At 60.8% G+C, this 13,189-nt stretch carries 9 protein-coding genes; 2 read left to right on the forward strand and 7 right to left on the reverse strand.

Annotated features, from left to right (window positions below):
- Positions 1-26: 26 nt before the first annotated feature.
- The 4 genes from ACP148_RS09810 to ACP148_RS09825 form a co-directional block, all read right to left on the reverse strand.
- A complete protein-coding gene (locus tag ACP148_RS09810; protein WP_421950723.1) occupies positions 27-1,865 on the reverse strand; it encodes a glycosyltransferase in 1,839 nt (612 codons plus the stop codon).
- Positions 1,866-1,867: 2 nt separating this feature from the next.
- Positions 1,868-3,523: a hypothetical protein gene (locus tag ACP148_RS09815; protein WP_421950724.1), complete on the reverse strand. Its 1,656-nt coding sequence runs from the start codon at positions 3,521-3,523 to the stop codon at positions 1,868-1,870.
- On the reverse strand, positions 3,520-4,740 hold the full coding sequence (locus ACP148_RS09820; RefSeq protein ID WP_421950725.1) for an NAD-dependent epimerase/dehydratase family protein: 1,221 nt from the start codon (positions 4,738-4,740) through the stop codon (positions 3,520-3,522). Before ACP148_RS09820 ends, ACP148_RS09815 begins: the two co-directional genes overlap by 4 nt.
- 268 nt (positions 4,741-5,008) lie before the next feature.
- Positions 5,009-6,505, reverse strand: coding sequence for an MDR family MFS transporter (locus ACP148_RS09825; protein WP_421950726.1), 1,497 nt, complete (start codon positions 6,503-6,505; stop codon positions 5,009-5,011).
- A 269-nt stretch (positions 6,506-6,774) separates the two neighbouring features.
- Here ACP148_RS09825 and ggt point away from each other — a divergent pair, with 269 nt between their 5' ends.
- Positions 6,775-8,505, forward strand: coding sequence for a gamma-glutamyltransferase (gene ggt, locus ACP148_RS09830; RefSeq protein WP_421950727.1), 1,731 nt, complete (start codon positions 6,775-6,777; stop codon positions 8,503-8,505).
- Between the two features lie 33 nt (positions 8,506-8,538).
- On the opposite strand, the gene ACP148_RS09835 is transcribed toward ggt, so the two are convergent.
- Complete coding sequence (locus ACP148_RS09835; RefSeq protein WP_425033459.1) at positions 8,539-9,339, reverse strand: IclR family transcriptional regulator; 801 nt, start codon at positions 9,337-9,339, stop codon at positions 8,539-8,541.
- Positions 9,340-9,448: 109 nt separating this feature from the next.
- On the opposite strand from ACP148_RS09835, the gene ACP148_RS09840 reads away from it, so the two are divergent.
- Positions 9,449-10,510 carry an acyltransferase family protein gene (locus ACP148_RS09840; protein WP_421950729.1) on the forward strand — a complete coding sequence of 354 codons (1,062 nt, stop codon included), beginning with the start codon at positions 9,449-9,451 and terminating at the stop codon, positions 10,508-10,510.
- Positions 10,511-10,556: 46 nt separating this feature from the next.
- Here ACP148_RS09840 and ACP148_RS09845 read toward each other — a convergent pair whose 3' ends face one another.
- Together ACP148_RS09845 and ACP148_RS09850 are read right to left on the reverse strand one after the other, a co-directional pair.
- A complete protein-coding gene (locus tag ACP148_RS09845; protein WP_425033461.1) occupies positions 10,557-11,849 on the reverse strand; it encodes a saccharopine dehydrogenase NADP-binding domain-containing protein in 1,293 nt (430 codons plus the stop codon).
- A gap of 72 nt (positions 11,850-11,921) precedes the next feature.
- The gene (locus ACP148_RS09850; RefSeq protein WP_421950730.1) at positions 11,922-13,184 is read right to left on the reverse strand and encodes a carboxynorspermidine decarboxylase; all 1,263 of its coding nucleotides are present in this window, start codon (positions 13,182-13,184) and stop codon (positions 11,922-11,924) included.
- Positions 13,185-13,189: the final 5 nt, after the last annotated feature.

A 13,189-nucleotide genomic window follows, 5' to 3' on the forward strand; every position in this document is an offset into this window, starting at 1 on the left:
ATGGACCTTGTGAACCAACGGGCGTTTTAGGAAGTCGGTTGCATTTTATCTTGTGTTACATCGGTCGGCGGTAGCCGAAGCGGCACCTCCCGCGCCTTTGTCTCGCCGAAAGCGATCGACAATACGGATTCGAGGGTCAGGTATGATCGCACCAGCCTGAACACTAGGTATTCCGGGATCCCGATCAGGGCCCCTGCCCGTCCATTAGCCAGCGCCGCAAAGGCCGCCATCAGAGCCGGCGCGCCCATGGTTACGGCGATAACCGCCTGCAGCGTTAGAGGGCTCAGCGGGTTAAAGCCCACGAAGTAATAGAACATGCCAAAGATCACCAGCGGGACCGTCATGGCCCGGCGTCCCGAATTGAGCAGCATGAACGGCAGAATGATCTTGCCGCGCACCGATGGCGTCCAGCCGTCGAGATAGTCGCGATTGCGCGCAGAGACGTGATAGACCGAGCGGAACCAGCGCATGCGCTGTTCGCGTAGATGCTTCCAGCTTGCGGGCACCTCGGAGACATAAGTGACGGTCGGATCGCCGACGATGCGAAATCCCATCTCACCGATGCGCAGCGACATGTCGGTGTCTTCCCCGTTCATGCCGCCCGTAAAGCCCCCGGCGTCACGCACCGCCTGTGTGCGATAGACGGCGAGCATTCCGGGCACGCCGACAATGGCGTCAAGCGCACCATAGGCCACCTGGTAATAGCCGTGCTTGAGCAGGGTTTCGAGATTACGCGCCCTGTCAAATTTCCCCGTGCCCGGGGCAATCGGCAATCCGCCGACCACTCCGACGTCCCCGCGCCAGAAATGGCGCACCGCCCGGCGGATCGAGGCCGAGGAAACCTGGGTATCGGCATCGATGCGAATGACGATTTCGGTCTTGGTCAGGGCGATGCCCGCATTGAGCGCATTCGATTTGCCCGGCACCGGCACATCGACCACCTGTCCGCATAGCTGCGCCATCTCCGCGAAGGACCGCACCGCTGTCTGGGCGGTGCCGTCGGTCGAGCAATTGTCGAGCACCAGCACGTGCACGTCGCCACCATATTGCGCGGCCGCTTTCTCGAGTGCGGCCAGCGTGCGTGGCAGGATGTGGGTTTCGTTATGGGCCGGAATGATGACGGTCACCGGCGGGCAATATTCGGGCTTGCGCCGCAGAAAGGCGCGAAGCGTCCCGAGCACATAGAGCAGGAAGAACAGCACCGGCAGAAACAGAAACACTCCCGGTCCTGTCCCGCCAAGCAAGGCGACCGACCGCAGGTCATCGACCAGCGGCAGGTCTAGCCTATCGATCCACACAGACACGGCGATGGCGGCGATTACGGCCAACGCGATCAGAACGAAAGACGCCGCCTTAAGTCGCGCGCTAAACGGCGCGAATGGGGCGCGGAGAGGCATCGTTCCCTGGTCCAGCAGGCGGATCGAGAAGATATAAAAGCCAAACAGCCCGGAAAGGATTTCAACCACATGGATCGAATAAACAAATCCGGTCAGCCGGTAGGCCGCTATATTGATGAGATCGAACGCGGCGCACACGACGATGTAATAGAGCGTGACTTCGAGGAAAAAGCGCAGCCGCTGGGGCGCCCTGGCGCCCACTACTGCCGAAAAGGCGACGATGAACGAAACTATGAAAATGCGCAGCGGGATGGAATGGACGCCCAAATAGGGAGAGAACACAACATCACCATTGGGAAATATGGCGGCGAACGGCTCGGCGCTGATGACGGCGAGCAGTGCGGCGGCCACCGCCGTAAAGATCAGAAGCAAGGATGGCGCCGCCCAGATCGAAAGCGGTCGCGTCAGCTTTGCCGGCGCACTGTCCACCGACCAGTAGTCGTGGCCCCCTGAAGCGCGTTGCAGCATGGTCAGCGGTCGATCAGCATGACCGCTGCGTTGTCATCCAAATGCTCGATCAGCGCAGCAGTATGCGGGTCGGAAACCGCGATCAGTCTCGCATCCTTATCCCCATTGGGAACCACGAGCCAAATCGACTGCGCACCGTCCCCGATTTCACCCGCCAGACGCAGCGCGGATCTAAAGCCACCTGCCGTGGTCACCTCAACCCTCGTTGCCGCCGTATCTGCCTCAGCGCCGAACACCACACCGCTTTGCACAGGCAGAAAACTTCCCAGCAACGCAGCGGTCGTCCGGGCTTCAGCCGGCGACAGGGCCGTTGCAACCGTGAGCCCGATGGTCGGCTCTGCAGCCAGCGCGCGCATCATCTGCGGCCACCCGGCAGAAGGCTGGACACCCTGCGGGGTCAACCGCGAGGTCGGCAAAAGCTGCGCCTGCGCGTCGGGACCGACCCGGCAGATGGAGTCATTGGGGCTGGTATCGATCAGTTCGACAAGAATGGCGTTGGACAGCGCCTGGATTTCGGAGGGCAATGTGACATCGAGCGAAATGGCATCGCCCTGCCCATCGAAACGCTCGGTCCTGAGCAGATTTCCGTTGAGCGAAACGCGCACAACCCAGTCATTGCCGGGCGCCAGTGTCGAAGTCTTGAGATCGATGGCAAAGCGCCGTGGCATCAGACCGCCGGGGAGATCGGCCAGCGCGTAGGGAATTGTCCAGCGTCGCGATCCACGGAAGTTCTTGAGGAGAGTTTCAGCGGAAAGTTGGTCCACCGTCACCGGCCAGGCATCCGGGGTGGGCATGAAGGCGGCCGACATGCGGGCTGCCAGCAAGGCTTCGATACCCGGCTCACCCGAAACGGCAATGCGGCCTTCGGGATCAAGGGTCAGGGCAGAACCCGCGCTCTGCGCCATAACGATATCGGGAACGGCATCCTCGGCGGCAAACCGAACGTCCATGCCCTTGCGGGCAAGGCCCTGCCGCGCCCAGATCGCGAGAGCCTGCGCCTCGGCATCGCTCCCCAATGCCAGAGTCGCCGGGTCCGCCATCGTGGCAATCCTCACGGCGCGGGTATCGATGGAATCGTCGGTGAACAGGGCCAACCCGCTGTCGGCGTTCAGGGTAACCGCCGCACCTGAATTTGCGGTGTCGGCCGGGCATACATGGCCGCCGCTCGTCGTGCCCCGTCCATCCAGCGTCACGACCACGGCGTTGGACAGCAATTGATCCGGGCCCAATGCGATCTCGACTTCGTGGCGGGTCTGGCCCGGATCGAGCACAACCTCGCCCCGACGCACGCCATCAACGCTGATCGTTACGCGCCCATCCCCATCCGATCCAAGTTGTGCATCGAGCGCAAGCTTGAGGGTGCCAGCGGTGAAATTGATCCCCGACGGCAGGGGAAAGCGTATTTCGGTGGTATCGGGAAATCCGGCGAGCCCGATCCATTGATCGGTACGGGGCCGCGAAATCCAGATCTGGGTATCTCGTACGTCGTCGGCCTTCTCTGGCGCAGCAACCGGGAAGGTCAGCCCCGGCAGCGCCGACGTGTCCACCGCAGAGGTCAGCCGGGCCAGAACGTCGCTATCGCGCGTATAGGCAACCGCGACGCCGACAATCACAAAGCTCAGCACTGCAATAAACAGCAGCCGCAGAAAGTCTTTCATCGAAGGGCGAATCGTGGCGCTTGAAGCTGCGGCACTTCACGCTCCGCCTGGCCAGACCAAAGGGCGGTTGCCGGAATTGTATCGAGATTGGCCCTGTCAATGAAGCGAAGGGCGATGTCTACGGTTTCGGTCAGCAACTCATCGCGCAGCAGGATCGGTTCAAGTCCGAGGCCGGTAAGAGTCGCGTTGGAAACCGTGAGGTCGTTCTCGGCAGCCTCGCTGCGCGGATTGTCGACATATTCAATCTCGGCGCCGGTGAGTTCTGAGACCAGTTCGGCCAAATCCCGCACACGACGGGTCTCAGCGACCTGATTGATGATGCGGACCGGATCGCCGGCGGCGGGCGGATTGTCGAGCGCCAGGGCGATGCAGCGCACAGTGTCCTGAATGTTGATGAAGGCACGGGTCTGTCCGCCCGTCCCATGGACGGTCAACGGACGTCCGGCGGCCGCCTGCATCAGGAAGCGGTTGAGAACCGTGCCGTAGTCGCCATCATAGTCGAAGCGGTTGATGAGCGCGGGTTCGAGCCGGGTTTCCTCGGTTTGGGTGCCCCATACGATGCCCTGGTGCAGATCGGTGATCGGCAGCCGGTCATTGCCAGCATAGAACTGGAACATCAACTGATCCATGGACTTGGTCAGGTGATAAATGCTGCCAGGCTTGGTGGGATAGAGGATTCTGCGCGAATGGCGAGCACCATCGGGGCCGTCGACGGTAACGTCGAGATAGCCTTCGGGAATTTCCCGCCCGTCGCCCACGTAGCCATAAACGCCCATCGTCCCGAGATGGATCAGGTGGGCGTCAAGACCGAGTTCGGCTATGGCAGCCAGAACGTTGTGTGTGCCGTTTATGTTGTTGTCGACAGTATAGGCCTTGTGCGCGGCGTCGCGCATTGAATAGGGCGCCGCGCGCTGTTCAGCGAAATGCACGATTGCGTCGGGCCGAACCGATGCCAGCAGACGCCGAAGCTCGGGATAATCTTGTGCGATGTCGAGTTCGACGATGTCGATATCGTGCCCGCTGACGTCTTTCCAGGTGTTGAGCCGCTCGTCGATGCTGGCAATGGGCGTAAGGCTGGGCGCTTCGAGTTGTTCGGCAATACGGCGCCGAACAAAATTGTCGACGATGACCACTTCGTGTCCAAGGGCGGAAAGATGAAGGGAAGTCGGCCAGCCACAAAAGCCGTCGCCACCGAGGACAAGAACCGTTTTAGACATAGAAAAGGCCTTCCTTCGCAGAACCTAAGGCTCGGCGAACTGAAAATTCGTCTGACGGTTTCGGCTGTCCCCCAAGACTATTGGCATGGCGCCAATGTACGCACTATTACGAAAACCACCTCTGTAGATACCCCGTACACGATTTAACTCAAGTTGGGATTTTGTGAACGGTACGTTCTTGTAGCCATTCAAATCGGCCAAAGTCCGCCAGAAAAAAGGCGCCACCCCGGAGGGCAGCGCCTTATTTCAACCGTTTGCTTTCGTCTGGTTAGTGCCCGGGCACCGGTTCGGCGCCCATGGGCTGTGCTGGCGGCTTGCGGATGAAGAACGCCGCAACGATGGCAAACATCGAAATGATCGCCCCGCACAGGAACGCCAGCTGGATGCCCTGCGACATGGCGGGTACTGCCTCGACACCGTCGGCGACAAGATCAGCAGTGCGCAAGGTCATCAGCGAGACGAAAAGGGCTATGCCCGCGGCGCCGGCGACCTGCTGGATGGTGCCGATCACCGCGCTGCCGTGCGAATAGAGATGACGCGGCAGCGAGCCCAGGCTCGAGGTGAACAGCGGGGTAAACATCAACGCAAGTCCGAGGCTGAGCGTGATATGAAGCCCGAGGATGAAATAGATCGACGTGAACTGATTCAGCGTCGTCATTCCCCAGAGAACACCGCTCACAAGCACGGTTCCCGGAACGATCAGTACCGTGGGACCGAACCTGTCGAAGAGGCGTCCGACAAAGGGGGCCATCAGGCCCATGACCAAACCGCCCGGCAGCAGGGTCAGCCCGGTCTGGGAGGCATCGAGCCCCAGCACATTCTGCATGTAGATCGGCAGCAGAATGAGCGAACCGAACATGGCCATCATCGAAATCGCCATCATGACGACGCTGACGGTGAACACAGGCGTTCCGAAGGTTCGCAGGTCGAGCAGCGCCGCGTCGCGCTTCTGGAGCGCGAACTGGCGCGTGATGAACACGCCGAGCCCGATCACCCCGACCACCACCGGCACCCACGCAGGAAAGATCGTGGCCCCGCCGCCATGGGAGGCGTCACCGCCCAGGCTGCTCAAGCCATAAACCAGCCCACCGAACCCCAGCGCCGAGAGTATGACCGAGACGACGTCGAGCGGGGCCTTGGAGGGGGTTGTCACGTTCTGGATCTTTGCGGCCCCCAAAGCCAGGGCAGCAAGGGCGATGGGCAGCACAAGATAGAACATCCAGCGCCATTCGAGGTGTTCGAGAATGAACCCGCCTATGGTCGGTCCCAGGGCAGGCGCCACCGAAATGACGATGGAAATATTGCCCATGGTTCGCCCACGGGATTCGGGTGGCACCAAGTTCATGATGGTGGTCATGAGCAACGGCATCATGATGGCCGTGCCGCAGGCCTGGATGATCCGCCCGACGAGCAGCACTTCAAAGCCGGGCGCTATGCCCGAAAGCAGCGTTCCGGCGCTGAATGCGGACATGGCCAGGATAAAGACCGGCCGCGTGTTGAGCCTTTGCAGCAGATAGCCGGTTATCGGAATGACCACAGCCATGGTCAGCATGAAGGCCGAGGTCAGCCATTGCGCCGCGCTGGCGCTGATGTCGAGGTCCGCCATCAGGTGTGGAATGGCAACGCTCATGATGGTTTCGTTGAGAATCACCACGAAAGCCGAAACCAGCAGCAGGCCAATGACCAGCCTGTTACGGGCCGAATTGTCGGGTTCGCCCAAGGGCGTTTGGGGCGCGGAAGCGCCGTTCACATCGGTCGGTGACATTGGATATCTCTTGATCTGGCGGGCCCGCCGCTCCAGCGCGCGCGCAAAATTGGGCCGTGTTGAATCTGCCTGTTGAAATAGAAAGTCAAGTCATCGGTTTACAACCCACTCATTCCCTCTCCGCATGACAGGTGAATAACGCTTGCCCTCGCCCTCGTATCGGCTTTCACTGGACGGGCCGACCTTCGGATCGGCCATGTTGCAAAAGAAGGGCCGCGCCGCCGTATTGGGGGAGGTGAAGCGACCCAAACCAAAGGATGAGGCATATCATGCAGTTTCTACGTCACGGCGGAGCCTTGCTCACCGCCGCTCTCCTTTCATCAGTACCCGTATGGGCACAGGACGCACCCCAACCTGAAGATACGACAGCCATAGCCGATAACGAATCCGTGATCGCCCAGGATTTCATGGTCGCATCTGCGCACCCGCTGGCCACGCAGGCCGGTTACGACGTTTTGGCCGCCGGTGGTTCCGCCGCCGATGCGGCGGTTGCCGTCCAGACCATGCTGGGGCTGGTCGAACCGCAAAGCTCGGGGCTGGGTGGCGGTGCGTTTCTGTTGTACTGGGACGCGGCAACCGGTGAACTGGCGACCTATGATGCGCGCGAAAAAGCGCCGCTGGCCGCCGATGGCGATTACTGGCTGGACGAGAATGGCGAGCCAATGGCGTTCATGGACGCAGTGATCGGCGGGCGCTCGGCGGGCGTTCCGGGCACGCCGATGCTGCTCGAACGGTTGCATTCCGATCACGGCACGATGGAGTGGGCCGAACTGCTCCAGCCCGCTATCGACACCGCCGAAGCTGGCTTCACGGTGACCCAGCGCATGGCGGACTCGGTGGCCGGCGCCACCGGGCTCGATACCTTCGTGGAAACCGCCGAATACTTCCTTCCCGGTGGCGAGCCGATTACCGAAGGCTCGACCCTGACCAACCAGGACTATGCCGATACCCTCAAGCTCTATGCCGCCGAAGGTGCTGCTCCCTTCTACACCGGTGAGATCGCCGAGGATATCGTCGCGGCGCTCAACACCAACATCAATCCCGGCATCCTCACCATGGAGGATTTCGAGGCTTATGAGGTGGTGTTGCGCGATCCGGTGTGCATGGACTATCGCGGATATGACGTGTGCGGCATGGGCCCGCCGTCCTCGGGCGCGCTGACCGTTGGCCAGATCATGGGCATGCTCGAGCCCTTCGACATCCCGGCCATGGAAGACGGCGTCGAATTCCGCCACCTGTTTGCCGAAGCCTCGCGGCTGGCTTTTGCCGACCGTGGGCGCTATCTGGGCGACAGCGACTTCGTCGATATTCCCGAAGGCTATCTTGACGACGCCTATCTGGCCGAACGCAGTGCGATGATCGACCCGGAAGCCTCCATGGGCAGCGCCTCTCCCGGCGTCCCGCCGGGATGGGAGCAAGCGCTGCTGGCCTCGGATATCGAGCGCCCGCGGGCCGGCACGTCGCATTTCGTCATCGTCGATGCCGATGGCAATGCGATTTCGGCGACAACGACGATCGAGAGCGGCTTTGGCAGCCGGGTGATGACCCGCGGCTATCTGCTCAACAACGAGCTGACCGACTTCTCGTTCGCGCCGGAATCCGACGGTGCCCCGATCGCCAACCGGGTCGAACCCGGCAAGCGTCCGCGCTCATCAATGGCTCCGACCATTGTCTTTGAGAACGATGCTCCGGTGCTTTTGACCGGCAGTCCCGGCGGCGCGGCGATCATCCACTATACCGCGCTTTCGCTGGTCTCCATGCTCGACTGGGGCATGGATCCACAAGAGGCCATCGACCTGCCGCATGTGACCAATTTCAATGGCGGCACCAATATCGAAGAGGGTGAAGGCTCTGCCGAACTGGCCGCCGGGCTTGAAGCGCTCGGCCACGAAGTCAACGTCACGAACCTCAACTCCGGCCTGCACGTCATAAGGCTGACCGACGAGGGCCTGATCGGCGCGGCTGACAAGCGCCGCGAAGGCGTCGTGATGGGCGATTGATAAAAAGGGTGGCGCCTCTGGCGGGCGCCACCCCTATCTTGCCGGCAACTGGCCGCCCAGAATTGTCGTCAACTCCTTGGCGGCTTCGGCAATCAGGCGCCCGAGCACATGCAGTCGTTCGTCACTGACCCGTACCGTGAGCCCTGAAATCGAGATCGCGCACAGCGCTTCGGCCTGGGCGTTGTAAACCACGGCGGCGGCGCATCTGAGCCCGGTAACGAACTCCTCATCGTCGAGCGCATAGCCGCGCGCGCGGATGGCGGCGATGTCGGAGCGGAGCGCGCCCGCTTTGGTTATCGACTTTTCCGTCACCTTGCGCAGCCCGTGCCGGGCAATTGCCGCATCGATATCGGCGTCGGGATAGCTGGCAAGGATCGCCTTGCCCATGCCCGAGTTGGCCACCGGGGCCCTGCCCCCGACTCGGGTAATCGCGCGCATGATTTCACGGCTTTCAACCTGGGTCAGCACCACGACCTCCCCATCATCGACGATGCCGAGATTAACCGTTTCACGCGTCTGGTCGCGCAGACGGCGCAGCAGCGGCAGAGCGGGCGCTACGAAATTGCGCTGGCGCACAAAGGCCGATCCGACCGTGAACGCGCCGCGCCCGACATGCCACATCCCATCGGAGCGGTCGAACTGCACGAAGCGCCTCTGTTCGAGCGTTGTCAGCAGGCGGTGGACTGTGGAAACCGAAAGGCCGGTGCGCCGCGCAAGATCGGTCAGGCGGTAGCCTTCTTCGTCCTCGCCCAAAACTTCGAGGATGGCCATGGCGCGATCGATCGACTGCACGATGCCCGAGCGGGGCGGCGGGCTGGTCACCATTTCATTCATGGGCTCATCCTCTGCTGCAATTTTTTACCATATTCGCATCCGTAATGCCTGGTGCCCCGACAATAGGCGTATTTTGCCCGCCAACCATTCACAAGCGGCGATACCCCCCATGCCCAATCGGTCACTCGGCGAACTGCTCGAAAGCCAGCAGAACAGCTTCAATGCCGTGCGCTTGTTCGCCGCCGCCGCCGTGTTCATCTCGCACAGCTTTTTGCTGCTGCCGTTCGGCGAGCATCTCGAACCGTTCGATGGCGCGACCTACAATCTGGGCCAGATCGCCGTGAACGTGTTCTTCTGCCTGTCGGGGCTGATGTTGTCGCGGTCCTACGCGCTCAATCGCGATCCGGTGCGCTTTGCATGGGCTCGGGCCATACGCATCTTTCCGGGCCTGATCGTTGCGGCCATGGTGACTGCGTGGGTCATTGGACCGCTCAACACCACGCTGCCGCTCGGCGATTATTTTGCGGCGCCCGAAACGCTCGCGTATCCCTTCTCCGTACCGCTGCTGTTCAACACAGCGGCGCTTCCCGGCGTCTTTGCCTTCGGTGTGGAGCCGTTCAACATCAACACGCCGCTCTGGACCGTCAAATACGAATTGCTCGCCTATATCGGATTTACCGGTTTTGCCGCCACGGGACTATGGCCCCGCCGACATTGGGCCGTCATCGTCACCGGCACACTGGGTATGGTCCTGACGATCACTACATTTACCCAGGCGCTCGAGGGCAATCCGGTGGGCAGCCTGTTGCGCTTCGGCTTCTGCTTTGCGCTGGGCCATCTGGCTTTTGTCAACCGCTACGCCATCCGTCTCGATCTGCGCGGCGCGCTGGCCGGACTTGCGTTGGCCCTGCCGCTGCTCTTTACCCCGCTGGGCGCACTGGCCTCCGTCGTCTCGGTCGGTTATCTGGCACTTTGCCTGGGCGGCATTTCTTTTGGCGCCCTGACCCGCTGGTCGGTCAGGACAGACATTTCATACGGCATCTATCTCTATGCCTGGCCCATCCAGCAGATGCTGATCGGGCGCTTTGCCCATGACGCGTTCGACGCCATGGCGCTGGCTCTGGTGGCCGCGGCGATCACTATCGCCATGGGCTTGCTGTCATGGACGCTGATCGAGCGGCCCGCTCTTTCCTTAAGGAGACGAAAGAGCGCTCTGATCCCTGCAAACTAAAAAGGGCCCGCAATAGCGAGCCCTTTAGGATCATAGTGTGGCGATATCAGCGCTTGCTGGCAACCTTGCCGGCAATGGCCGCTGCGGGCGGCGTCCAGCCCTCGAACGAGAGGTCGCGTTCGCCATTCTCGTCGCGGATCGAGGTCTGGAGCCCCATTGTGTTGAGCAGGCCCAGGAAGGGCTGCGGGGGCAGTTCCTCGACATTGACCATCTTGTGGCAATCCCATGTGCCCTTGGCGACAAGGATCGCCGCGGCGACAGGCGGGACGCCGGCGGTATAGGAAATGCCCTGGCTGCCCACTTCGTTGAAGGCTTCCTTGTGGTCGGCGACATTGTAGATGAAGACCTCACGGTCCTCGCCGTCTTTCTTGCCTTTCACCAGATCGCCGATGCAGGTCTTGCCCTCATATTCGGGCGCCAGCGAAGAGGGATCGGGCAGCACGGCCTTGACGACCTTGAGCGGTACCACTTCGAGCCCTTCGGCCGTCGTCACCGGCTGCTCGGAGAGCAGGCCCAGGCTTTTGAGGACCGTGAAGACATTGATGTAGTGCTCGCCGAAACCCATCCAGAAGCGGATATCGGGAACGTCGAGATTGCGCGATAGCGAATGCAGTTCGTCGTGCCCCGACAGATAGGACGTACGCTCTCCCACCACGGGAAGATCGTCGGTGCGCGAGACCTCGAACATCTTGTTGGTCTGCCACTGGCTGTCCTGCCAGGAATAGACCACGCCGGTAAATTCGCGGAAGTTGATTTCCGGGTCGAAATTGGTGGCGAAATATTTGCCGTGCGACCCGGCATTGATATCGATGATGTCAATGGACTCGACAGTGTCGAAATACTCGTCCACCGCCAGCGCCGCATAGGCGTTGACGACACCGGGATCGAACCCCGCGCCAAGGATGGCGGTGGCGCCGGCCTTTTCGCACCGTTCACGCCGCTTCCATTCGTAATTGGAATACCAGGGCGGCGTCTCACAAATCTTTTCGGGCTCTTCATGGATGGCCGTGTCGATATAGGCCGCACCCGTCTGGATGCACGCTTCGAGCACGCTCATATTGATGAAGGCGGAGCCGACATTGATGACGATCTGCGACCGGGTTTTGGCGATCAGCGCCTTGGTCGCTTCGATATCGAGGGCATCGAGCCGATGGGCCTCGATAACACCGGGCTTTTTGAGGGACTTCTTTTCGAGCACGCTCGAAACGATGGCCTGGCATTTGTCCAGCGTGCGCGATGCGATATGGATATCGCCCAGCACGTCGTTTGCCATTGCAGCCTTATGGGCGACGACCTTCGCCACACCTCCAGCACCGATAATCAGCACGTTCTTTTTCAATTTTCACGAAACACCTTTTCAGAGGTTGAACCAAGCTACGCACGCTGTTCGAAATCGGGATCTCACCCCAGGTTACGACAGGCTCTGCGCGTAGTCCTCAAACGTGAACTCTTTGACGAGTTCCACTTGCCCGTCCAGGTGACGTACCGCGATAGACGGCATCTGGACCCCGTTGAACCAGTTCTTCTTGACCATGGTGTAGCCGCCGGCATCGAGAAACGAGATACGGTCCCCGGCCTTGAGTTCGGTCTCGAACTGGAACTCTCCAAAAATGTCTCCGGCAAGGCAAGTTTTGCCGCAGACAATATACGCGTAAGGCCCAGCGTTGGGCGCTACATTCGTGTATTCGCTATAGGTCAGCAGATCGAGCATATGCGCTTCGGTCGATGAGTCAACGATAGCGACGTGCTTGCCGTTATAGACGACGTCCAGCACGGAAACTTCCAGGGTGGTCGATCCGGTGACCGAGGCCTCGCCCGGCTCGAGATAGAGCTGAATCCCATAGCGTTCGCTCATTTCCCGCAGCCGCGCGGCCAGCGCGTCGATCGGATAATCGGGGTTTGTGAAACGGATTCCGCCGCCAAGGCTAACCCATTCCAGACCATGCAGAATTTCCCCGTAGCGTTCCTCGATGGTCTTGAGCAGCATATCGAGGCTGTCGTACTCGTCGTTCTCGCAGTTGAAGTGGAACATCACACCCGAGATGGTGTCGAGCACGGGCTTGACCCGCTCCATGTCCCACTCGCCCAGCCGCGAAAACGGCCGCGCCGGATCGGCGAGAATGAAGTGGGAATGGGACACGCCCGGATTGAGCCGCAGCCCGATCGCCTTGCCCTGCGCCTTTGCCTTATCGGCATAGCGCTCGAGCTGGTTGACCGAGTTGAAGATGATCTTGTCGCAGTTTGCGATGGCCTCATCGATCTCATGATCGGCCCAGGCCACCGAATAGGCATGGGTCTCGCCGCCGAATTTTTCGGCCCCGAGCTTGACTTCATTGAGAGATGAGGAGGTCGTGCCATCCATGTGCTCGGCCATGATGTCGAACACCGACCATGTCGCGAAAGCCTTGAGCGCAAGCACGCATTTGACGCCGGAAGCCTGACGCAAATACGATATTTTTTCCAGATTTCGGAGAAGTACCGATTTGTCGAGCAGATAATAAGGTGTCTGTAGCGTCAATTCTTGCGTTCGAACCTCCTTGGTCCCCAAATGCGGGGATGGGCGACGGGCCGTTTTCTGTTTGTCGCGCTCCCGAACCGAAAAAGTGGAACCACTTTTTCTGGGAACGCTCCATAAAAAAATCCGCGCCGGATGAAACGCGGAAGAGACCCCCATCTAAC

This window comes from Pelagibacterium sp. (assembly GCF_965249125.1).
Taxonomy (GTDB): domain Bacteria; phylum Pseudomonadota; class Alphaproteobacteria; order Rhizobiales; family Devosiaceae; genus Pelagibacterium.